The following is a 26,844-nucleotide window of genomic DNA, read 5'->3' as shown; positions in this document are numbered from 1 at the left end:
TCCTTAACTCAATTGTTGTACATGTCTTGTTACTTTAGGCTGATAGCTTCGCAGTTTTTGCATCGCCGAGCCGTGATGTTCAGGGTATACTTCTATCATTTCTTGCGGTTTTTCCTCCGGCTCTTCCGCCTGTTTCATCATGACGAACTGATTCAACGGGCCGCCGAGCAATCGTTCAAGCGCCGCCATTGCTTCCGGCGCTTCAATTGATCCGACTCCCGCCTGTTTCATCCGTTCTTGATAGTCGGCAGATGATACGATTCCGACACTGCCCCAGTAGCTCCAATTCATCACTGCCGCCGAATACGGCCGAACTTGAGCCAAATGAGCGGCAAAGGCATCTTTGAAACTGCATCCGGCAGCATAATTGCTTTGTCCGGCCGCTCGTGCAAATGATTGAACAGATGAGAAGAACAAAGCAAAGTCCAGCGGCTCATTTTGGAACACGCGGGCCATATTCACGCTGACATTGACTTTCGCAGCGAGCACGCTTTTCAAACGGCTTTCCGGCATATTTGCCAGGCTCTGATCCTCTAAAACAATTGCGGAATGGATGATTCCGTTAATTTGCGGGTGCGTGCGCTTGATCGTTTCATACGCACGTGTGAGCTCATTCGGATTTGCCGCGTCAGCTTCAATATAAATCGGCGTCGGGCCGAATTGGCTGAGTCTGTCGATTTTTTCCTGGATGGCGCTGTTATGTTTTCGTCTGCCGATCCAAACGACTCGCGCCTGATATGTTTTCACGGCATATTCGCTCCATGCCTCGCCGATGCCCCCCGCGCCGCCGATGACGACATAAACGCCGCCTTTTTGGTAAGCGGGCCGGCTTGACACCGGCTGCTGTACAGGGATAAGGCGCTGTTTGTACCAGTGATTGTTCCGGTACGCCCATGTATTGCCTTGCTCATCAAACGGCGCTGAGAACAGCTCCGCCTTTGAAACATCTTCCGGACATCCGGCATCAATCAGCCTTGTTTGCCAGTTCGGATACTCTTTTGCGAGCGAGCCGACCAAACCGTGAATGCCTGCATGAGCCGGATCAATAATGTCCGCCGGCTGTACGGACTGTGTTTTTATTGTGACTGCAGTCAAGCTGATTCGCTTGCCTCCATATCCTAAAGCAAGCATTGCCTTGATCACTCTGTACATCTGGATGACGCCCGCATCTTGAGCTTTCACCATGTCATCAGCGCTGTGAAAAGGAGCGATCCATACGATATGCCCGAAAGACCCTGTTGCTTTCAGTTCAGCCGCAACAGCCTCTATTTCATCCTCCGGGTTGATATGAAGCCGTTTCGCAGAAGGATGATGCAATTGAAAAGCCGCGCTTTCCTCATCCCCCGCGATAAAGACAACCTCTTCCGTCTTATATGCCGGGCTTTGATCACGGAATTCCGCGAGATCCCACACCGGAGCCAGAAGGTTTGCTCCATTTAATGATGTTTCCGGCGCGGAGCCTTCCATCATTCTGGAAGAAATCCCTTTAATTCTGACACAGACCCGACCTGTCTCATCGCATAAGTCAATGTCCATACGCTGTATTTTTTCATCCGTTCCCCGGGAGCTGACATACGCCCACATGCTTGTCGTGCACGGGCTGAAAATGTCCAGTTCTTCAAGGGCGAACGGCAGTGACAGCTGGTTATCATCTGCGTGCAGCTTCAGTCCGATTGTCGCTTGCAAAGCTGAATCAAGCATACACGGGTGAAGAACGTATTGATCTGCCGTTTCTTCGAGGAAGGAAGGCAGCCGGAGCTCAGCTAATGCTTGATTGCTTCCGATATGAATCTGCTGAATTCCTTGTTGTCCTGGACCGTAGTCAATGCCGATTTTGCTGAATAAGCCGTAACACTGTTCAGAAGTCAGTATACTGAGGCCGCATTGAGCTTTCAGTGCGCCTATATCACGGTGCGGGGCCTCCCCGGCGCTGAGAATGCCGGCAGCCCCCTGACAGTGTATCTGCCTGCCGCTTGCTTCTGTTTGTGAGTCCGTGTAAATGTCATACATGATTTCACCGTCTTCCCTCGGAATCAGGCTGATCTGCGCTTCAATCGCGCGGTTTCCCGCTTCGATCGGCCGAACCCAAACGATGTTTTTCAGATGAATGACAGACGGACGTTCCTTTTGCCCTTTGACTGCCTGAGCAACCGCCGCCCTAGCCATTTCCAAGTAGGCAACGCCCGGCATAACCGGCTTGCCTTTAATGAGATGATCGGTAAAAATCGTCTCTTGTCCCGTAAATTCGGATCGGTACCGCTGCTCTGTTAAATCTGATACATTTTCGTGAAGCAGCGGGTGCAGTACCCGCGACGTCGGCACAGCTTGCGGTTTCTCTGCTTTCGGCCGATTGTCCGTGATCCAGTACCGCTCTTTCGCAAACGGGTAAGCAGGAAGACTCATCCGTTGGGGCTTGATATCAGAATATAAGCCGTCCCATTTGATATCCGCGCCCTGCACCCATAATTCCGCAAGCTTGTCATTCTCTCGGCGGCTTATCAGCTCTTCGATATCCGCTTCGCCGTTTGCGCCTGCCAGAATGGATTTCAGGGAGGTTTTACCCGCTTTTCCTTTATAAATGCCCGCTATATCATAACGTCCTTTCGCACAGCTCTTTAGCTTGTCCCGAAGTTCTTCGGCCGAGGAAGCGATAATGGCCGCTCTTTCTTCCATCGCATCACGTCCCTGCTGAAGCGTGTAAGCAACATCGGCAAGATCCGCATCCGTAAAAGAAGCTTGCGCCAGCTGCTGCGCCTGTTCCTGCAGACGCTCTTCCTCTTTGGCCGACAGCACAAAGATTTGAGGGTGTGTGAAAACAGCTGTTTTTCTTTCTACCTTCGGGATATATTCTTCAATGACGACATGGGCGTTTACGCCGCCGATGCCGAAAGAACTGATTCCCGCACGGCGCGGCAGATGATTGCCGTTTTCGTCTTTCAATGCCGTCCATTCTCTTTTTTCCTGTACGATGTAAAACGGACTGTCTTTCAGCTTGATATACGGGTTGATGACCTCGCTGTGGAGGCTTTTTGCAAGTGTTTTATGCTTCATCTGCATCAGCACTTTGATCACACCCGCGACACCGGCTGCCAGTGACAGGTGGCCGATATTGGTTTTAGCCGATCCCAGACCGCAGTGACTCGCGTAAACGGCGGAATCGCCTGTTTTTTCGTACAGCTTTTGAAAGGCGGATTTCAGGCCGTTGATTTCGACCGGATCGCCAAGCTCCGTTCCGGTTCCGTGCGCTTCTATATAAGTGACGGTTCTCGGATCAATACCTGCTTTGTCATAAGCCGTTCTGACGACCTCCGCCTGGGCTTTCGGGTTCGGTGTCGTCAAGGAGTTCGCGCGTCCGCCGTGGTTGACCGCGCTGCCTTTAATGACGCCGTAAATATGATCGCCCGCTTTTTCCGCTTCTGACAGCTTTTTCAAAAACAGAATTCCGGCACCTTCACTGACGGCAAATCCGTCCGCCCTGTCAGAGAATGTTTTACATTTCCCTTCTTTGCTCAGCGCACCCGCTTTGTCATAAGCGATGTGGCCTTGCGGTGTGACGACGGTATTCACGCCGCCGGCGATCGCCATATCGCAGTTCCCGTTTTCAATGGCGCATACGGCGTGATGAATCGCGACCAGCGAGCTGGAACAAGCCGTGTCGATCGGTTCACTCGGCCCGTGCAGATTGAGCATATAGCTGACGCGGTTCGGCCCCGCTGACGGACTCATATTCGCGGCTGACGCACCGCCGATATCCAGGTCGGAAAACAGTGAGCCGTATCCGGTATTCCCCGTGCCGATATACAGGCCTGTTTTCGTGCCGGAAAGGCTTTTAGCGGAATATCCCGCATCTTCTATCGCCTTCCACGCATACATCATTAACAAGCGCTGCTGGGGATCCATCTGTTCGGCTTCCAGCGGTGAAATTCCGAAGAACAGCGGATCAAAATCCGCAACTCCGTCAATAAATCCGCCCCACTTTACATTTGTTTTATTGGCTTCATTAAGCGGGTCACCGTAATACTCACGCCAGTCCCAGCGATCCGCCGGCACCTCTGTTATACAATCTTTTCCCTCTTCTAAGTTGCGCCAATACTCATCAATATTTACGGCCTTCGGAAACACTCCGCTCATGCCGACAATAGCGATCGGTTCCGGTTTATGTTCAGCCGCCGTCTGAACAGGCTGTACGGCAGTTTTTGCAAATCGTTTGTTCCCTGCCAGTCTGATACCGCCATCATCAGTTACGCCGCTTTGTTTTTCTTCTTTCGGCTGTGTGCTGCCGGCAAATTGTGTTTGATAGTCTTCTGCTAAATGATGCGCCAAGGCTTGAATCGTCGCATATTCAAAAAATACGGTCGGTGTCAGATCAAGCTGATAAGTGTCATTCAGCTTGTTGGCGAATTCCGTCAGCGTAATGGAATCAAATCCGTATTGATTGAACTCCAATTCGATATCGATTTCTTCAATGTTTATTTTCAGAAGCCCGGAAACCTCTTTTGCCAGCAATTCCTGAAGTTTTGCCGTCAGGTCTTTCGGCGCAGGCGTTTCCTCCGTTTTCTTAACCGGTGCAAAAGCGGCTGCGGGAGTCTTTTGAAGCAACTTTTCCCGCATTACGGCGCGGTTTCCTTCCATGACGAGCACGCTTGTTTTCCCCGTGCTCCATGCTTTGTAAAGAGCTTCTATTCCGGTTTCAGTGCGCATCGGCGTTACGCCGGTTCTTTTTTCGGTGAGCTTCGCCATTTCTTCATCGACTTGCATTCCGCCGTCTTTCCAAAGCGGCCAATTGATTGACAATGTGTGACCGTGGCGGTACATTGCGGTAACCAGCGCGTTGCGGTATGCCGCATAGCTGTCCATAAATGCGTTTGCCGCCGCATAATCCGCCTGTCCCGCATTCCCGGTGACGCCGGAAATGGATGAGAAAACGATGAAAAAGTCCAGCGCTAAATGCTCGGTTGCCTCATCAAGGTTGACAAATCCGTCCGTTTTAGGGGCCAGTACACTGTAAAACTCTTCGGTTGTTTTCTTTGCAATATACTGATCTTTCATCACACCCGCGCTATGAATGATGCCGTGAAGGCCGCCATATTCCGTTTCAATTGTTTTGACCAGGTCTGCCGCAGTTTGAGCGTTTGTTACGTCAGCCTGTTTGTATTCCGCTTTTGCTCCGAGTGATTCAAGCGATTGCAGCTGCATCCGCTGATTCTCGCTTAAAGCGGAACGGCCTGTCAAAACCAGTGTCGGCTCTTTGACTTTGCGGGCGATTTCTTTCGCGAAAATAAAGCCTAAGCCCCCGGCTCCTCCGGTAATGAGATATATGCCTCCGTCGTTCCACGGAATGCGTATTTTGCCGCCGGACACGGCCGTTTCTCTGACATCTGCGCTGTATCGGATGCCGTTTTCATATTTGATATGGCTGTCATCAGCCCGTGTTTTATTTTCTCTGATGATGTCTGTGATTCTGCCGTTTTCCGCCGGTTCTATTTCAATCAGCTGGGTTTTCAGTTTTTTATGTTCCAGGCCGGCTGTTTTTAACAAAGCTGAAATGCCTGAGAGCAGCTGATGCTTATCTGTTTTAGAGAGAACCGTCTGGATGAGGACGTCTCCATCCGTCTCTTCCTTCAGCAGTTTTTGCAGCGTCTCCAATATCCGTCCTGTATAATCACGGAAGCGCGCCGCCGCTTTCCCGTGCCGGGAGGTCATTTCAATACATTCAGCTCCCGCGGCTTCAACGGCTTGTTTTAATCCGGCGTCTGTGTCACAAAGTATTACGATATGCCGGGCAAAAACCGGTTCCGTTTGAGTAGCAGTTTCATCGCTTCGGGTCCATACCGGCTCAAGCATGAGCGTTCCCGGAGCTTTTTCTTTTTTCTCAGGTTCTTTTTCAGCCATTCTGAATGACAAACCTTTCAGCCTTACGCAAACCTTGCCGTTTTCATCACAAATATCAAGATCGCGTTTTTCAACCTGGCCGGCTTTGTGGTCTTCAGAAAGTCTGGCGTAAACCCACATCTCGGCAGCGCATGCGCTGAATACTTCAAGCTCCTGAACCGCAAACGGAAGCATCAGTTTCTCATCATTTGTTCCGGTTAATATGCTTGATGCCTGCAATGCAGAGTCCATTAAGCCCGGATGCATGACATACTCCTGTACCGTGTCCGCACAAGCCGCATCAAGTGACAGTCTGCCCAATACGAAATCACCACCTGTATAAATCGCTTTGACACCCCGGAAAGCCGGGCCGTAATCAAAACCGATTTTGCGGTACATATCGTACACTTCATCTGCAGAAAACGGTGTCTCGGCGGATTGTGATCTCAGCTTTTGGAGATCAATGACCGGAGCCTCGGCGTCAGGGCGGACTGATACTGCCCCTTGGCTGTAAACGGACGGCTGATCTGTTTCCCGGCCGCTGTAAATGTCGAATTGAACGTCATTTGCCGTTTCAGGAATGAGACGGATGTTGACATGAACCGGCTCGTCTTCAATGGTGATCGGCCGCACCCAAACCGTATTCTTAAGCTTGACGCTTCCTTGTCCGGCCGGAACTTCAGATGCCTGTTCCATTGCTGCGCGCGCCATTTCAAGATGTGCCACTCCCGGTAAAATCGGCACGCCTTTTACAACATGGTCCGCAAGGTAAAATTCTTTTCCTGTATAGATTGAACTGAACCGCTGTTCTGCAAGGTTTGAAGTATTTCTGTGCAGAAGCGGATGAAGCGCGTCTTGTTTTCCCGCAGATACAGTGCTTGTTTTTTCGTGTTTTCCGGTGCTTTTTGCCGCCCAATAGCGGTCTTTTGCAAAAGGATACGATGGCAGGCTCATGCGTTTAGGCGGACGGTCTCCATACAGCTTCGCCCAATCGACGTTCAGTCCTTTGACCCATAATTCAAGCAGCTTCGCGTATTTGCCGCGTGCCATCCATTTTTCAACGGCTTCTTGAATTTCTTCATCTTCCGTCAGCATTTGCAGCGTGCCTTTGTCTATTCTTCCTCTGTACAAGTCCGCGTGCTTATCTCCAGTGATAAACTGTGACAGTTTTTCCTGCAGTTCTTCTGCAGATCCGGCAATAATCGCCAGACGTTCTTCCATGGCGTCCCTTCCGATTTGGAGGGTATATGCCATAGAAACGAGGGAGGATTGATCGTACCGTTTTTCAGTAAGCGCACGTTTCAGCTGTTTTGCCTGCTCTTTCAGGCGTTTTTCATTTTTGGCGGACAGAACGAAAAGACATGGGTCGATATGAAAATCATCTGCTTCCTCTCTGTCTTCTGGAATGTATTCTTCGATGACGACGTGGGCATTTACGCCTCCGATGCCGAATGAGCTGATGCCCGCGCGGCGAGGCTGTTCGTTTCCGCGTTCGTCCGTCTGCGTCTTCCATTCCATTGTCTCCCGCACCAGATAAAACGGGCTGTCTTCAAGCTGAATGTACGGATTTACCGTCTCACAGTGGAGACTTTTTACTAGTGTCCGATGCTTCATCTGCAGCAAAATTTTAATAATGCCCGCTGCTCCCGCGGCAAGGGATAAATGGCCGATATTCGTTTTGACCGACCCTAAGCCGCAATAGCCGGCCGCTTTCTCTTTTCCGTCTGCAAACGAGCTGAACGCTTGTTTCAGGCCGTTAATTTCAACGGGATCTCCCAGTTCTGTTCCGGTGCCGTGCGCTTCGATATAAGAGACTGTTTTCGGATCAATGCCCGCTTTTTTGTATGCGGCTTTAATGACTTCCGCCTGTTGTTTCGGGTTAGGCGTTGTTAAAGATGCCGCGCGGCCGCCGTGATTCACCGCGCTTCCTTTAATGACGCCGTAAATATGGTCCCCATCCGCCTCAGCGGCTTTCAGCTTTTTGAGGAAAAAGAGACCGGCTCCTTCACCATGGGCAAAACCGTCAGCCTGATCAGAGAACGTTTTGCATCTTCCTTCTTTACTCAGCGCGCCCGCTTTGTCAAAACTGATATACACATCCGGAAGAACAATCGTATTGATTCCTCCCGCCAAAGCCATGTCGCACGTTCCTTCTTCAATTGAAGAAACGGCATGGTGTATGGCAACGAGCGAGCTTGAGCAGGCGGTATCAATCGGTTCGCTCGGCCCGTGCAGATTGAGCGTATAGCTGACACGGTTCGGTCCGACAGACGGACTTGTATTCGCCGCGGATGACCCTTCAATCGCCGCATCGGTCTTGGCTAAAAGCGAACCGTAGCCGGTATTTCCGGTCCCGATAAACACACCTGTCTTTGTGCCTGAGAGACTCTTTGACGCATACCCGGCATCTTCGATCGCTTTCCACGCATACGTCAGCAAGAGGCGCTGCTGAGGGTCCATTTGCTCCGCTTCCCGGGGTGAAATCCCGAAAAATAATGGATCAAATTCAGCAATCCCGTCAATAAACCCGCCTTGGTTGACGTTTGTTTTATTGGCTTCTTTTGCGGGATCCCCGTAATAGTCCCGCCAGTCCCAGCGGTCTTTCGGAATCTCGGTCATGCAGTCTTTGCCTTCTTTCAGGTTCTGCCAGTAAGCTTCAATGTCTTCTGCCATCGGGAAAATCCCGCTGATGCCTACGATTGCGATCGGTTCCGGCCCTTGGCCCCGCTGCACTGTCTGCGGAAGTGTCTCAGGCAGAGTGCGGCGTCGCTTAACGGCCGGGCGCGTGATTTGAGTCTCTTTTACCGGTCTTGCCGATTGAACCGTTTTTGTATTTACCGCAAACCGTCCGGCAAATTCCTCTTCGTATTCACTGATTAAATGAACGGCAAATTCATGGATTGTCGGATGATCAAAGAAAATCGTCGGCGTTAACGTAAGCCGGTACGTTTTGTTTAACTGGTTCGTAAACTCAGTCATCGAGATAGAATCCAGCCCGTATTTTGTCATTTCTTCATGAGGATCAATTTTGTCAATGTTTACTTTTAACAGTGAGGCCGTCTGCTGTTTTAACAGATGCTTCACTTTTTCAAGCAGGCTGTCAGCATCAATGTCATGACGTACGCCGGTCTCTGCTTCCGGATGATCATTCTCTTTGCGGAACAGTTTTGCTTTCATGTGTTTCACATCTCCTTCAACAACCGTCATCCGGGCTGTCCCGCTCATCAAGCCTTGATATAAAGCCTTGATGCCGGCATCTGTGCCGAGCGGTGCGATTCCCGCCTCCTGCATCAGCATATCTTCCGTCTGCTTTCCTGCCTGCATTCCGCCTTCTTTCCATAACGGCCAGCTGACAGAAAGCGTCTTTCCGTATCTTTGTCCTGCGGCTTGTAAAGAACGGCGGTACTCGGCATACATCTCCATAAAGACATTTGCAGACGCATAATCAGCCTGGCCGACGCTTCCAAGCACACCTGATAAGGATGAAAAGACAATAAAGACATCTAATTTCTCATGTTGTGACGCTTCATCAAGATACACAAGGCCCTTCACTTTCGGAGCGAGAACGTGTTGGTATTCCTCTGCCGTCTTCTTCACCATGTAGTTGTCTTTTATAATGCCGGCACTGTGAACAATCCCGTCCAGCTTGCCATGCCGTTTGCGGATATTGCGGATCAATCGGTATACTTCTGCTTCGTCCGTGACATCGGTCTGCTCATAGAAAACAGAAGCGCCGGCAGCACGTACTGTTTCCAGCATGTCTTTCTGCTTTTCTCTGAGAACGGATCGGCCGGTTAGTATGATGACGGCGTCTTTTGTACGGTTTGCGATCTCTTTTGCAAAGATCAGACCTAAACCTCCGGCACCTCCTGTAATGAGATAAACACCTTCGTCTTTCCACGGAATGTCCGGCTCCGCTTGAGAAATATCCATCTCTCCCCAATCAGCGGCAAAGCGCTTGCCGTTTTCATATTTCACATGGACGCTTTCGGCATGCATACGGTTTTCGAACGCTTTTTCCGCTATGCCTTCAGCACTTTCTTTCTCTTCGGCTTCGATCATTTGACAGATCAGCTTGGAATGTTCAAGGCATGCGGTTTTTAAGAGGCCGGTAATGCCTGAGAACACCTGCTGTAAGCCTGCTGACCGCGTAACAGCCTGAAAAAGAACGCTGCCCTTCGGCTTGCTTTTCATTATGGTTTTGATATGGTCAAACAGCTGGCCCGCATAAGAATGATACCGCTCTGCAATAGATGCGGGACGATCGTCCAAGATAATGACGCTTGCATGTTCAAGCTTTGCTTCCACGGCCTGTTTTACGGCTTCATCGTACTCACAAAGGAAAATAATATGCTCTTCATACGTTGGCTCGTGGTCCGCCGGTTCCGTCTGCTCTTTCCAGATCGGTTCAGCGAGCAATGTGTCCGTACGGCTGACCGAAACGCTGGCACCCGCGTTTTCTTCCATGATCCGTGTTGAGAAACCTCTCATCCGCACACAAAGCCAGCCGTTATTGTCATATAGATCAATATCGGCTTTTTGGATAGGATCGCCGGCTTTATTGTTCGCACTGAATGTGACGTGCACCCACATATCATCAGCGCACGGATTCAGAACGTCCAGCTCCTCTAAAGCAAACGGCAATGCGGCTTTGAATGGTTCCCCGCTTTCTGCAAGCAGCGCTCTCGTCACGTTTTGCAAATATTCGGCGGCCTGAAGCGCACCGTCCATCATACTCGGATGAAGGATATAATCAGCTTTTGTATGAGAGACGGATTCAGGAAGCTTCAATTTAGCAAGCAGCCGGTCTTCGCCTTTGTATACAAGCTGCACCCCTTTGTATCCGGGCCCGTAATCAGCGCCGATCATTCCTTTGTAAAACGCTTGAGATTCGATTGTTCCCTGCGTGCACCGGCGCTTCAGCTGCTCAATATCCGCCGCTTCCTCCGGTTCCTTCCGGATGATTTCAGCGATGCCCTGATTATAAAGAGGAGCTTCTTCACCGATAGAATCGTTACCCCCGTACATTCTGTATTGAATCTGTCCGTCCTCTTCTTCATAAAGTCCGATATGGACACGGACAGCCTCCTGATCGGCTATCACCGGACGGACCCATACAATATTCTTTAAGCGCAGGCCCAGAGATTCCTCTGTTGCCCCGCCGATACTTTTCTCCGCCGCGGCCCGTGCCATCTCAAGGGTAACGGCAGCCGGCACGATCGCCATTCCTTTAATGATATGCTCGGCAATAAAATACTCTTTTCCCGTGAATTCCGAACTGAACCGCTGCTCCTGCAAGACGGATGTATTCTGATGTACCAGCGGATGCAAAAGCTTGGTATCCGTTTGCTTCACGGTTTCTTCCGGCCAGAAGCGCTCCTCTGCGAACGGGTAGGTCGGCGCACTGATTCTTTGCGGCGCGGAATCCGGATACAATAAGCGCCAATCGACACGCGCTCCTTCAACCCAGAGCGCCGCAAGTGCTTTCAGCTTTTCATCCCGTGTCTGACATGCCGCAAGCTCTTCCATCTCCTGAGCTGACACTTCTCTGCTTCTCACTTTTTCGCCCCGTAAGATGTTTTGGTCATTGCCGTTGATGAAATCCTGCAGCTGACGCTTCAGATCGTGACGATCATGACTGATAAAAACGGCCCTCTCTTCCATCGCTTCACGTCCGGTCTGATACGTAAATGCCAGATCATGCAAGGAAACATCGTTTTCGGCTTCATCCAGAAAGCCGGATAAACAAGATGCATAGGCAGTAAGACGCTGCTTATTTCTCGCGGACAGCGGAACGATATAAGGCGGCTGTCCGTCATTTGATCCGCTGATCGTTTTGTTTTCATACTGTTCAAAAATGGCGTGTGCGTTTGTTCCTCCGAGTCCGAATGAGCTTAACGCTGCGCGGTGCGGCGTCTCCCTCTCCGGCAGCGGTTTTCTCTTATCCGCCACATAAAACGGCGAACCGCTGAATTTGATATTCGGATTCGGTGACGTGTAATTAATGGTAGGCGCCAGCTCCCGATGATATAAACTCATGGCGACTTTGATGCACCCGGCCAGACCTGCTGCTGTATCCAAATGTCCGATATTCGTTTTTACGGAGCCGATCCCGCAATACTGCTCCCGGTCCGTGTAACGTTTATACACTTGCTGCAGCGCGGACATTTCAATCGGATCACCCAATGTCGTTCCTGTGCCGTGCGCTTCGATATAGGAAATCGTCTCCGGGTGAATATTCGTGCTGTCTAAAACATGCTGGATGACGTCAGTCTGACCTTTTACACTCGGTGCGTAAAAACCGACTTTATCCGCTCCGTCATTGTTCAGACCGATGCCTCTGAGCATGGCGTATATGTGATCTCCGTCCTGAACGGCTTGTGACGCCTTTTTCAGCAGAATGACGGCCGCTCCTTCTCCGCCCGCCATACCGTCGGCTGAAGCATCAAATGCCTTGACATGCCCGTCGCTTGAAAAATTCAATCCGTTTTGGTGGACATAGCCGATGCCGGTCGCTGCATGCATAGTTGCTCCGCCGACGAGCGCGTATTCCGATTCTCCGCTCGTTATGCTTTTGTAGGCTGAATAAAGACCGACTAATGATGATGAGCAATTGGAATGAACGAAATAGCTTGGCCCTTTTAATCCGAGCTTATGGGAAACCATCGTCGGAATCGTGCCGCTCTGCGCTAACACCCATGACACATAGCCGTCGGGAGATTCATGGCCTTCTGTCGTTTTTTCCGGCAAAAGCGACCGATACGAATTATTGCTTGCCGACATATATACGCTTGTCTTCGGAATCTCTTTCGATACATATCCCGCGTCCTCGACGGCTTTCCAAGAATGAAGCAGCAGAAGCCGAAGCTGAGGATCCATAAATTCTGCGTCTTTCGGAGAAATGTGAAAGAACTCAGGGTCAAAGAGATCTTTTCCTTCTATCGTCGATAACGCCGGCACATAGTCGGGATTTTCGATCAAATCTTCAGGCACGCCGGCTTCCCGAAGTTCTTCTTCCGAGTAGAACCGGACGCTTTCCTTTCCTTCTCTTAACTGCTTCCAAAACTCATGATGATTTTTCGCGCCGGGGAACTGGCAGGAAATCCCCACTATCGCCACACTGTCATCAAAGTAAGACGGCACCCCGTTTTGCGGTATTTGTTCTCTTTCTCTCTCATCTTGGCCGGGCGCCTCTGATTCAGCCGCCTGTTTTGTTTCAACAATAAATCGGCTGATCGCCTGAATGGTAGAGTGTTCGAATAAATCCGTGACGGTAAAATCGCAATCCAGCTCCTGTTTAATGCGTTCTGCCGCCGCAACAGCCAGAAGCGAGTCGCCTCCCACATCGAAAAAGCCGTCTTCGATTTTGATGCCCGCCGTATTCAGCAGGTCTTCCCATATTGCGGTCACTTTCGCTTCCGCTTCTGATAACGGCAGTCTGCCCGTCTTTTCAGACCGGTGAACGATTACCTTGCGCTGTTTTAGGTCTTTGCGGTTCACTTTTCCGCTCGGTGTTAACGGCAGCGCATCCAGACGGATAAAATGGGCAGGCGCCATATAATCCGGCAGGCTTGATAAAAGATGGTTGCGGAGCGCTTTTTCATCTGCCGTATGACCGGAGCGGGCCGTATAATAAGCAATCAGCTTTTTATGTCCGTTCTTTTCCTGAACCACAACCGCCTGGTCAAGGATATCCGGATGTTCGCTCAATTTCGTTTCAATTGCTCCCAATTCGATGCGGAAGCCGCGAATTTTCACCTGACTGTCAATACGGCCGGCATATTCTATATTTCCGTCAGGCAGCCATCTGGCCAAATCACCTGTCTTATAAAGTTTTTCTCCTTCACTAAACGGATTATCAATAAATGATGCCGCCGTCAGCTCAGGCTGATTGTAATAGCCTCTGGCCAGACCGGCGCCGGCCACGCAAAGCTCCCCGGCCACACCGTCAGGGACGGGGCTGAGCTTTTCATCGACGATATAAAGCCGCGTATTGTGAATCGGTTTCCCGATCGGCGTATTCCTGCTTGTGATTTCCTTTTGGCCGCAGCTGTAGTAAGCGGCATAAATGGATGTTTCCGTCGGGCCGTATATATTTTCAATTCTGGCATGTTTGAAGATGGAAACTGACTTTTTAACTAAATCTTTCGGAAACGCCTCACCGGCCACCATCACATATTTCACAGGGCCGTCTTCTGTAAATGCCGTATGCCGCTTTACCGTTTCCAGAAATACATTAAACACGGCGGGCGCAAAATTCAGATGCGTGACCTGGTGGGTTTGGATATATTCCATGCAAAGCTGCGGATTTTTTTCTGCACCAGGCGGCAAAATGACAAGCCGTCCGTTTCCAATAAACCAGCCGAATAATTCAGAAATCGAAACGTCAAATACGTAATTCGTTTTTAACAGATAGGCATCCTCTTGTGCGACCGGATACTCAGCTTCCAAAAACTGCAGCGTATTCATGATGGCTCTGTGCTCAACCATGACGCCTTTCGGTTTGCCCGTGCTTCCGGACGTATATAGAATATAAGCGAGATGATGCGGTTTTGAACGCGGCGTCAGTTTTGCCCCGCTGACAGAACGTCCGCTGTTTTCAATTTCCACCGTGCTCACACCGCCGATGGCCAACTGTTCAATCATGCCGCGCGTCTTTTCTTGCGTTAATACGATTGACACGCCGCTGTCAGTCAACACGTGCGCCATCCGTTCGTTTGGAAAAGCCGGGTCCAGCGGTACATACGCGCCTCCCGCTTTTAAAATGGCGAGGATGCCGATGACCATCTCAAAAGAACGCTCCGTACAAATGCCGACCGGGCATTCCGGTGTGACGCCCTTTTCTTGCAGGTACACAGCGAGCGCCGTGCTTCGTTCATCTAATTCGCGATATGTAAGACTGTTTTCACCGAATATGACGGCTTCTCTGTCAGGATGGCGGCCGGCTTTTTCCGCAAACACTTCATGAATGCAGCGCTCATTCGGCTGATGGGATGAACGGCTTTCATCCCGTTTTTGATTGAGCAGGCCGGAACAGGCTTCAAAAGCGATCTCCGGATCAGAAAGCACCTTCTCCGCCAGTTTCATATAATGCTCCGCCATTCGTTCGATGAAAGAAGGGCTGTAGACATCCGGGTTGTACAGAAATTGCAGGACGGTTCCCGTTTCTTTTTTATAGACTTCAAGCGCAAGCTCAAATTCGCCTTCCTGATGAATGTCTTCTATCATTTCAATGCCGAGTGATTGATATAGTTCCGCCAGCTTTTCCGCTCCTTCCGTCCGGAAGAAGTTTTGATAGAAAAACGCGGTTTGAAAAACAGGCGACACCGCAGGCGAGCGTTCCGTCTTCAATTCTTTGACAAGCGCGGGAAACGGATATGCGGCATGGTCCAGCCCTTCTGCCAGTGTCAGCTGCAGCTCCTTCAAAAACGACGTAAAAGATTTGGCGCCCGTCTCCCTGCTTCTGACCGCGATCATATTAATAAAGTATCCGATGACAGACTCAAATTGAGCCTCAGAACGCCCCATCGTCGGCATGCCGACGATGACATCTTCCTGATTCGTATATTGATAGAGCAGTCCTTTGAAAATAGCGAGATACACAACGGATTCATTGACATTATGTTTTTGGGCGCACACTTTAATCTGCCGGTTCAGTTCATCAGGAAGCAAGCGCTGATACGCCTGCCCCCTGCACGTTTGGACCGATGATCTCGGGTAATCCGATGGAAGCTCAAGCACCGGCAGCGGTCCTTCCAGCTGCTTTTTCCAATAAGAGAGATGCGTTTTTCCCGCTGCGCTTTCCAGCAGCTCTTTTTCCCATTTCACAAAGTCATGATAATCTGCGGCCTGCTGAAGCATGACAGGTTCTTTGCCTTCACTTGCTTTTACATAAGCGTCCAGCAGCGCCGACATAAACGTCATAAGAGAGACGCCGTCAAAAATGATATGGTGAATGGTGATTAACATAATCGGCTCCCGCTTCGCCTGCCGGAATACTTGAACACGCAGGAGCGGCCCGGTTTCAAGCGAGAACGGTTCTTTTGCTTTTTCTTTAATAAACGTGAGCGCATCACGCCCGCTTAATTCGGAAAGATCCATTTCTTCAATCGGAAAATGCCGATCCGTATCTTCTATCTGATACGGAAGGCCGTTTTCCTCTTTTATCACACTGGTCAAAATAGGGTGCTGGCGCTGCACGGACAAAAGAGCGTTTTTGAATGTCTCGATATCCAGCTTTTGAAAACGAAAGCATAACGGAATGTTATATGCGCTCATCTCCGGAAACATTTTCTGAAGCATCCACAAACCTTTCTGGCCTTCAGAAAGCGGACGTTTTGCAGTTGTCCGCTTGAAAGCCTGAAGCTTTTGTTCTACTTCAGCGATGGTGAGCGTTCCTGATCTGTAGGCATCGAGAAGTTCTTTATGATTCATAGGTCTTACTCCCTTCTATGATGTCTTGCACTCTTTTAAAATCTAATGTCCCCTCAGAGACCTGTTTCATCATGGCGATGATCTCCTGATCCGTATACTCCTTGCTTTCCGGAGCGGCGGCTTCTGTTTCGGTTTCTTCCGTTCTGTAAAACGTTTCGATCGTTTCTTTGTGTTCTGTCAAGTAATAGCTGATGACGTCTCCGAGCGTGGCATAGCTGTAAAATAACGCCGGAGTGACTTCAATGCCGTAATGACTCGTCAAAAGAGCGGCAAATTTGGCTAAATAGATGGAATCAAATCCGAATTCCGCCCAGTTTTTATGCAGGACGAGTTTATCTTTGGATATTTTCAGCAGACTGTGTATCAGCTCTTTCAAATCCGCTTCGAGCCGTTTTTCTGCGCTTTCTTCCGGGATGCGGCGGCTCACGGTTTCCAAAAGCGCATCCGGTTTTGATGAATCGTCCCGCCGTATGCCTAAAAATCGTTCGGCACGGCTTCTTTCGCCGGCAATGATAAGGCACTGGGTGTTGTCTTGAGAAATAACGCGCTCAAACAGCTCAATGCCTTCATCTGTTTCTAACAGGCGCTGGCCGCTTGATTTCAGGTACATGCCCGTCGTCTCTTCACCGCCGACGGCCATTCCGCCGTTTTTCCAGACCGGCCAGTTGATGACAAAAGCGTTTCCGCTTTCTGATTGTTCGTTTTTATAGTTGGCATACGCCATTTGGAACCTGTTCGCGACCGCGTAATCACAGCAGCCGAAATCTCCTAAAACAGCCGATGTGGATGAAAAGTAGCAGATGAAATCCGGCGTTTCGTTTTTCAGCCACTCGTCAAGAAGCAGGCTTCCGTTTATTTTCGGTTCAAGCGTACTGCGGAAATTCCCGATTTCATTTTCAAAGACGGATGTTCTGCTTTCGATGCCGGCCGCATGAATGACGCCGTGAATGGCTCCGAATCGTTCTTTCGCGCGCTTGATGCAGTCGCCCATTCCGATCGGATCACAAACATCGGCTTCGGCGTAAAGAACACCCGCACCGAGATTTTCCAGGTCTTTCATTTTTTCTTTCTTTTCTTCATTGATCGGCGACCGCCCCGTGAGAATGACATTTGCCTGGTAGTTCCGGGCGAGATGGCGGGCAAATAAGCAGCCGAGCCCTCCTAATCCGCCTGTAATGAGATATGTTCCGCCGGTTCTGATCCTGCCGTTTTCTTTCGTTAGTCCGGTTGGTTCGGTGTGATAGACATATCGTTTTCCCTCTTCCAAGAAAACGGTATGGTCTGTTTCAGCTTTCAGCTCGTCCCAAATGGTTCTCATCCAGTCCGTTATGGCCGCTCCGGCTTTTCTGAAGTGGCCGGTAACACTTGTTTTCGGGAGAACAATGCCGAGCGAACGCTCAAAGCCGATCCATGATTCCAAGTAGCACCTTTCCAGACCGGATGCATATTCCCCCGCCAATAACAGCCTTTCCGGCTGCAGACCGGTCTCAGCCATTGCTTTGAGAATATGGACGATACATGAATAATCTTCGATGCAGCTTTTATCTTCAAGCGCCCATAAATACAAAATGGCAGAAGCTTCACCGTACTCTTTTTGAATATCCGCAAAAGCGTTCACATATGATTGCGGATCTTCCCGCACCACTTGGCAGCGGCCGGCGGACAGAGCCTCATACCGGTCTCCCTGAGCGATAAAAATAACGTCAATGTCATTGTCATACGATTTGATCACAGAGACGGCTTCCCGCTGATTCTTCTGATCAGATAAGAAAGAAATCACCGTTTTGACCTGCTTTTCTCCGGCAGCCGGCAGAGCCTGTTCTTTAAGGACTTCTCTAAAAGCCATTACTTCAAACTGTTCCGCCGGATCATTTTCATCAGCCGGCGACTTAACGGGCGCGGCCTTGCTTTGTACAGGCTGCTGATGCCAGAAGCGTTCTTTCGCAAACGGATAAGCGGGCAGGCTGATGCGGGCCGGAGGACGGTCTCCGTATAATTTCGCCCAATCGATGTCCAATCCTTTTACCCAAAGCTCAAGCATCTTAGAATATTTCCGTTTGCTGATCCAAGCGTCTATGATTGTTTCCATATCATCATCCGCCGAAAATACGGCAAGCATCCGTTTGTTTTCTTCCGTGCCGTCACGGTGCAGTCCGGCGCTGTTTTGTCCGGCGATAAATCCATTCAGTTTTTCCTCAAGTTCATGAAGTGAATGGACGATAAAACCGAGACGCTCTTCCATCGGCACCCGGCCCGTCTGGAGAGTAAAGGCTATGCTCATTAGATCGCTGCCGCTGTATCTTTTTTCACGGATGGCGTCTCTGAGCTGTTTTGCTTTTTCAGTGAGCCGTTCGCTGTTTTTCGCAGACAGGACGATGAGGGCGGGCTGATCTGCCGGCGTCTCATCAGGCTCTTTGTCTGCCGTATATTCTTCTATGACGAGGTGGGCGTTTGCTCCTCCCGCGCCGAAGCTGCTTAACCCCGCCCTTCTCGGAAGCTCTCTGCCGCCGATGACGGGACGTTTCCACTCACCGAGCTCCTGCTGAACGGCAAACGGCGTATACGCGAAATCAATATTCGGATTCAGCTGTTCCGCGTGCAGGGACGGCGCAATTTGGCGGTCTTTGAGCTGGAATAGTATTTTTGTCAGACCCGCAATGCCCGCGGCGCTTTCACAATGGCCGATATTTGATTTTGCGGAGCCGATGGCGCAAAACTGTTTGTCTGTTGTATCCTCTTCAAATGCTTTCGTTAATCCGGCGATTTCAATCGGATCTCCTAATGCGGTGCCCGTACCGTGGGCTTCAATATAACTGACGGTGCGCGCCGGGACGTTTGCTCTTTCGAAAGCTTCTTTTATTAAGGCGGCCTGCGCATTCGGATTCGGAACGGTGTATCCGTTCGTTTTGCCTCCGCTGTTAATGGTGCTTCCTTTAATTACACCGTAAATGTGATCGTTATCGGCAATCGCTCGGTCTAACGGCTTTAATACGACCGCTCCTACCCCTTCTCCGTCGACAAAACCATCCGCGCGGTCTCCGAACGATTTGCACGTGTCGCCTGCGGAAAGCATGTTCATGACTGACAGATTCATATAATGGATCGGGTCGGTCACTATGTTTACGCCACCGGCAATCGCGCATTCGCTTGAACCGCTGTATATGCTCTCAAGCGCCAGATGAATGGCCGTCAAAGAAGAGGAGCAGGCTGTATCAACGGCAATGCTCGGCCCTTGGAAATCAAAAAGGTAAGATACCCTGTTGGCAATGGACCAATAGCCGTAGCCTGTCGGGTAGTTTTTGTTCATCGCGCCGGCAAAAACACCGATTTTTCTGTTTTGGCACAGGTTGTCAGGCGTATAGCCGGCATCCTCGATACTCGCATACGCCGTTTCTAAAAATAATCGCTCCTGCGGGTCCATTCGCTCTGCTTCCAAAGGAGAAATCTGAAAGAACAGCGGATCAAACTTGTCAATATCCTCAATGAAGCCGCCCCATTTCGTATAAATAGAGCCTTCTTTACCTTTCTCTTCATCGTAGTAATCCTGCCAGTTCCAGCGTTCCCGCGGGATTTCTTCTATGCAGTTTTTTCCTTTTTTAATGTTAGCCCAAAGCTCAGCCGCTGTTTTTGCCTGCGGGTAGCGTCCTGAAACACCGATGATGGCCACGTCGCGAACCGAACTTTGCCGGACGGTCTCTTTGGCTGCCCGTTTTTCCCTCCGCCGCCAGTCAGTGCGAAGCGGCTTAGCCGGCTGTATAGCCTGCGGTTCTGGTGATGCCTTCCGTTCTTCCTGAACAGGCGTTTGTCCCGTCAGTTTGATCATCGCGTCTTTTTTCGTTTTGATTAAGTGAGCGACGAGCGCCTCAATCGTCTGATATTCAAAAAATAGAGTGCTGCTGACTTGGTCCAATACATTTCGTAACGCGTTTGTCAGCTGTACGACGACGATAGAATCAATTCCGTATTTTTCAAGCGGCGCTTTCGGATCAATTTGAGCCGGCGGAATTTTTAATGTTTCTCCGATTAACGTTTTCAAGTACTCGGTGCTTTTTTCTGTTAAAGACGTGTCGCCTTTTTGCACCGTTGTTTGCGCCTGAAGTTCCGGCGCATGTACTGCTTTTGGCGGAGCGGTCCGTTTTCCGGCCCCTGCTTTAAGCGTTTTTTGGCGAACAATGCCGTTGCTTTTTGCCGCTATAATCTGATGGCTTAATTCATGTGCCGCTTCTGCCGGGAAGAAGACAGAATGCCAGCCTTCACTTTCTAACACGCGTTTCCAGCTTTCCGGATACAAGCCCGGGCACCCCGGAATACGAAGGGCAGAATCTTCATGCAGCCACCAGCCTTCAAGCAGTCCGAAAGTAATATGCGGGAACAGGCTGTTTCCCGCCATTTCATTTAAGAGCAGCAAACCGTTGTCTTTTAAAACGGCTTTGGCGTTTCTCAGCGTCTGGCGGATGTCTTTCGTCGCGTGGAGCACATTGGCCGCAACGACGATGTCGTATGCGCCCGGCTCTATGTCCTGGCCGGCAAGCGGCGCTTCTGCGTTAAAAAGCTTATACGTCAGATAAGGATTCCGTTTGCCGTATTCCGTCTCCGCATGCACGAGAAAAGCTTTCGATACATCGGTGTAACAGTATTCTTTTATATGGTTTTGATACGGCCTAAGCTTTTCAAATATGCCTGCGCTTGTGCCGCCTGTGCCCGCTCCGATTTCCAGTATGCGGATCTCGGCTTTTGAATGTTTGCTGATGTTTTCTTTCACATAAGCCGTTAATGTATCTGACAGGGCGCTGTTAAAGTAATCCGCGACTTGATTGTGCTTATAAATTCCTTCAACAAGTTCCATTGAAGAGTGCGGGAACATGATGTCTGTCGCCGGCACGTCTTCGCGCAGAATGTCCGGCAGTGCTTTAAGCATCGTCTCGGCTAAAACAGTCATCGCTTTTGTATCGGCGTTATTGAGCCATTCCTCTTTTTCCCGCTCCCATTTTTGCCATAGCGCGGCGGTTGTGTTTTCGGCTCGCGCCGACAGTTTATATGAATCCGCATTCCCTTCCAGATAGCCATGTTCCAGAAGGAAAGCGATCGTTTGATTGAGCCATTTTTTAAAGTATTCATGTTCGGGCTCATACGCTTTAAGGCTTTGCGGCGTCAGCAAGTCTGCTTCTTTAAGCTGGGCGATCAACAGCTGATACAGAAAATCATCAAGCTCCTGATGTTCAGCCTCTCTAACAAGACGTGCGCCGGGCGGAGCGACCTTCGGCTGTTGTGAAAAGACAAGCGGCTGAGGCGGATAAACGGAAATCTTTTCTCTTTCATTCATCCCTTCGACTGCGACCGGTTTTGTCGTATGAATGAAAGCCGCCTGATCAACCGGCAGCGTCATAAGGGTTTCAAGCGCCTCCATTGCAGCGTCCGGTTCGATTAATCCCAATCCGATCTGATCCATCAGCTGAATAAAGTCGCCGTCTTCAGCCGCTTCGCTGTTGCCCCAATAGCCCCAATTCATCACTTTGACCGGACAATTCCATGTCTGATCAAGTTCTTTCGCAAATGCGTCACTGAAAGCGCATCCTGCGGCATAATGGCTTTGTTTCACGTTATGGATAAATGCCACAAGCGAGGAGAAGAAGAGCGCAAAGTCAAGCGGCTCCCGTCCAAATACCTCCGCCATGGACACACTTACATCGGCTTTTGCCCGCAGCACCGATTTGAACTCTTCTGTCTTCATATTATTTAAGCTTTGCTCAGACAGATCCATTGCCGAGTGGATGATTCCGTTCATTTTTGTGTGGCGCTCTTTTATGAACTGATAAGCCCTCTCTAAGGAAGCACTGTCGGCGGCATCGGCGGAAACATATTCAGGCGCCGGGCCGAATGCGCTGAGCCGGTCGAGTTTCGCCTGTATGGAATCATTCAGTGTGCTTCTTCCGATCCAAATGATGCGTGCTTTGTAGCGGCGGATCATGTATTCACTCCATGCCTCGCCAAGATACCCCGCGCCTCCGATCACGGCATAAACCCCGCCTGTTTGGTACAGCGTGCCGTTTTTCGGCATATTGTCAAGCGGTATCAGCTGCCGCTCAAACAGCTGCTGATTGCGGTACGCCCAAATTTGACCGTTTTTCCCGGCAGAAAGACTGAGCGCCTCTTCGATCGGCCAGCTGCCGTCCGTTTCTGTGTCAATCATGCGGATATGCCAGTGCGGATATTCTTTCGCCATTGTTCCGGCAAGTCCGCTGACTGCGGCTTGTGACGGGTCGGCGCTGTCTTGATCCGAAAACGGCTGGGCATTTGCTGTGACGATGCACCAGTCCAAACGTTTTTCTCCGTACCCTAAGGCAAGTAATGCTTTCATCAGCTTGAACACATGAAGAACGTTTCTTTCCTGTTCCTTGAGGCTGTCCGCACTCTCAGCCTGCGGAGCAAGCCAAATGATTTGCTCCAGTTCTTTTTGTCCTTCAAGCATGTGCGTAAGAGATGTGATATCATCCGTACCTCTGATCGGATAATAGGAAGCGTTCGGCAGATGTTCTTTTATGCGCGTATGTCTCGAATCCGTTCCGCCGAATACTGCCGTCTGCTTATCCGCCGCTGCTTCCCCGGCTTTTTCAAGCGCAACGGGCTCCCAAGCCGGAATCAGCATCGTATGGCCGACAGGCGCCTCCGAGGTTTCTCCGCCCGCTGTTTGGCCTGTGTCAAGCGCCCGGACGGACGCGCCTTTCATCCGGACATAAACCGTACCGGCATCATCGCACATATCAATGTCAAATTTTCTTACGTTGTCATCTGCTTTGCTGCCTTCTGTGTACCGGATATATGACCAGATATGTTCAGGACACGGCCCGAACACTTCCACTTCCTGCATCGCAAACGGCAAAGAAAGCTCGTGGCTGTCTGCATCGTCATGTATCGATCGGACAAGCAGACCGACGGATGCGTGAAAAGCGGCGTCCATCATACTCGGGTGAAGCGTATACTGTTCTTTTTTGTCATGTACGGCTGCTGGGAGTGAAATACGGGCCAATAATCGGTCTTCTCCGATCAGCAATTGCTGTACGCCCCTGTATGCCTCTCCGTAATCCAGACCGATCTTCTCAAAAGCACCGTAACATTCTTCCGCAGTCACAATTCCTAAATTGCAGGAAGTTTTGACAGACTCGATATCAATCTGGGCGCTTCCCGGTTCGGTAATGACCGCTTCACCCTGGCTGTGAATAACCGGATCTTCGCCGTTTTCTGCCTCACTGTATATTTCATAGGTAATCTCACCATTATCTTCTGGGTAAAGGGCAATATGTATTTCCTTCGGTTTGTCTTCAATCATGACCGGCCGGACCCAAACAACCTGCCTGAGTGTGACGCTATGGTCTTTTTCCGTCACGGCAGCAGCCTTTTTGACCGCCTCTGCGGCCATTTCCAAATAGGCGACGCCCGGCAGTATTTTTTGTCCGTTGACGACATGGTCAGATAGGAAAAATTCATCTCCCGTAAAAAGAGACGTGAAGCGCTGCTGCGAAAAATCTGACGTATTTTCTTGTAAAAGCGGATGCAGCACTGTGCCTGACGGGCTTTTCTCCTGTTTTTTCTGCTTCGGAATCCAATAGCGTTCTTTTGCAAACGGATAAGTCGGAACGCTTGTTTTACGCGGTTTATCCGAACCGTACAGCTTATTCCAATCTACTGTTTTCCCTTCTGCCCATACCTCGGCAAGCCGTATCGGATCATCCGTCTCAGGAGCGGTTTCGCTCAGTTCCGGCAGCTCGGCTTGTCCGCGCCAAAGACCGGGGATGTTTTCGTTCCCTTTTACGAAATCATTCAGCTTTTCTTTCAAGTCGCGGGTGTCATTTACAAGGAAGACAGCTCTCTCCTCCATTGCTTCACGTCCTGTCTGAATTGTATAAGCCAGTTCAGACAGCACCGTCTTTTCTGAAAGCGATCGGGCTAGTTTTTCCGCATAGGCCAGAAGCCTGTCTTTATTTCTTGCTGACAGCGGGATGAGTTTTGCTGCATCGTTCTCAGGTGCAGGCGCTTTTTGTTCAGGCTGAATGTATTCTTCTAAAATGATATGGGCATTCGAACCTGATGCACCGAAGGAACTGAGCCCGGCCCTGCGCGGATAATGTGTGACTTTACCGTTTTCTTTAGCTGACGGCTGCTTCCACGGAGCAGTCTGCTGCTGTACGTAAAAAGGAGATTCCTCAAATTTCAGGTAAGGATTTAATTCCGCAGAATGCAGTGATTTGACAAGCGTTTTGTGATGAAGCTGCAACGCCGCTTTTGTTAACCCGCTGATCCCCGCCGCTGATTCTGCGTGACCGATATTTGATTTGACCGAACCGATGGAACAAAATTGCTGATCCTGCGTCCCTTGGCTGAACGCTTTTGACAGACCTTCAATTTCAATCGGGTCTCCTAACGAAGTACCTGTGCCATGGGCTTCCACATAACTGACGGTCCGCGGGCTGATACCTGCTTTTTTCAGACAGGCCTTAATGACTTCTGCCTGTGCAGCAGGATTCGGGACGGTAATTCCGCTTACTTTCCCGACGTGGTTAACGGCGCTTCCTTTAATGACCGCGTAAATGCGGTCGCCGTCTTGTTCGGCTTTTTCCAGCGGCTTCAGCAATACCGCACCGACTCCTTCTCCGGAAACGTAGCCGTCCCCGCCCTCGCCGAATGTACGGCAGCGGCCGTCACTTGAGTGCATGCCCACGCTTCCGTAGCTGAGATATTTCGCCGGGTGCAGCGACAAGTTCACCCCTCCCGCAAGCGCGGCCTCACATTCGCCGCGGCGGATGCTTTCAATGGCCAGATGGACGGCGGTCAATGATGAGGAACAAACGGTATCCACCGCGATGCTCGGCCCGTGGAAGTCACAATAATAGGACACTCTGTTGGCGATCTGCGCATAATTCAGTGAAACCGGAAAAGGATCAGTTTCAGATAATTGTTCTGCGCCGATTAAGGAATAATCTTTATGCATCACCCCTGCAAATACGCCGATCGGATGCTGTTTTTCCCCTTTATTTCCCAGCGTTTCAGGCGTATACCCCGCATCTTCAATCGTTTCCCAGCATGTTTCTAAAAACAGGCGCTCCTGCGGGTCCATCGTTTCCGCCTCACGCGGTGAGATTCTGAAAAACTGCGGATCGAAGCAGTCGGCATCTTCAATGAAACCGCCCCATTTTGATACTGTTTTTCCTGACGGGGACGTTACGTTTTTATATGTTTTCCAATCCCAGCGGGACTTCGGAACTTCAGTGATGCAATCCGTGCCTGCCTTCAGGTTTTCCCAAAACTCCGCCACACTTTTCGCTTTCGGATAGCGGCCGGCCATTCCGATAATCGCGATGTCTCCGGTGTTTTTATGATGTTCTGGCGCGTCCGGCGCTTCAGCTTCAGACCGTGATGGTTCGGCTGCACGTTCCGTACATTCAAATGAAACGGTCTTTTTCAGATAGGCTGCGAGTTCTTTTATATTTGTATATTCAAAGAGAAGAGTGGGCGCGAGGTCCGCACCCGTCTTTTTATTGATATCCTGTACAATCTCAAGCAAAGAAGATGAATCCAGCCCAAGCTCATAGTAGCCTGCAAGAACGTCCAGCGTCTCCCAAGGCTGCCCAAGCTTATCAGCCAAAAGCTTCTTTAAAAACAGAATGATGTCTTTTTCATCTGCGCTTTCCGGCTCAGTTGCAGCCTGTTGATTCTGTTCGGCTGTATTCTCGTCTTCTTCGAACCGAACCGCTTTTCCCGTAATGTTTTTAAGCTCCGCCACCTTCTGTCCGGATCGGCTGAAGTACTCGATCGTCATCGTTGTGAGTTCTTTTTCCTGACGGACGCCGGAAGCGGCGATACGCGCCGTGCACTCAGATTGCAGTCTGTCGGCAGCCGTGAACGATTCATAATATAAAGGCAGATGAAGCCGGTTTGTTTCAGAAAGCAAACCGCTCGCCCCGATTCCGCTCGCATCCAAAAGTGCCGGATGGAATAAAAAGAAATCTTTTCCTTCTTCGCAAGAAAGCTCAGCCAGCATTCCGCCTTCTGTTTCGTACAATCGTCCGTTCGATTTCATCATGCCGGAATGAACCAAGTCATGATCCAGGCATCGGTTATACATGTCATCAAGATTCAGAGATCTGCCTGACTGCTTCACATCGCCGAAATCAATGGTTTCGTCAAATGTCACAGCGTCTCTTTTCACCATTTCAGCCGTCGCATATTGTATATTGTCTGACAGCTCGTCACCTTGCTGTTTCTGCCCTGAAAGGGAGATGAGCCACTTTCCATCTCCGCTATCAGAACATTGAATGGTCAGAATGATTGCAGCCGTTTCACTGACGGTTAAAGGCTGATAAATCGTAACGTGCTTCAATTCGAGCTCATTGTATACATAACCGTGTTCCTGAAAAACCTGATAAATCAAATCGATATAAGCAAGACCGGGCAATACCGCTTCACCAAAGACCTTATGGCCCTTCATGATGGGATGATCCAGTGAGATATTGATTTTTTCCGATATCATTCCTTCCCACTCCT

General features: G+C 50.2%; 2 protein-coding genes. Both read right to left on the bottom strand.

Annotation, left to right across the window (positions count from 1 at the left end; genetic code table 11):
- Positions 1 to 3: 3 nt before the first annotated feature.
- Positions 4 to 16,305 carry a non-ribosomal peptide synthetase gene (locus JNUCC22_RS08675; RefSeq protein ID WP_216062272.1) on the bottom strand — a complete coding sequence of 5,434 codons (16,302 nt, stop codon included), beginning with the start codon at positions 16,303 to 16,305 and terminating at the stop codon, positions 4 to 6.
- A complete protein-coding gene (locus JNUCC22_RS08670) occupies positions 16,295 to 26,830 on the bottom strand; it encodes a type I polyketide synthase (protein WP_216062271.1) in 10,536 nt (3,511 codons plus the stop codon). Before JNUCC22_RS08670 ends, JNUCC22_RS08675 begins: the two co-directional genes overlap by 11 nt.
- Positions 26,831 to 26,844 lie beyond the last annotated feature (14 nt).

This window comes from Bacillus sp. JNUCC-22, assembly GCF_018861275.1.
Taxonomy (GTDB): domain Bacteria; phylum Bacillota; class Bacilli; order Bacillales; family Bacillaceae; genus Bacillus; species Bacillus velezensis.
Note: the sequence above shows the minus strand (reverse complement) of the source record. Positions and strands in the feature narration are given on the sequence as shown.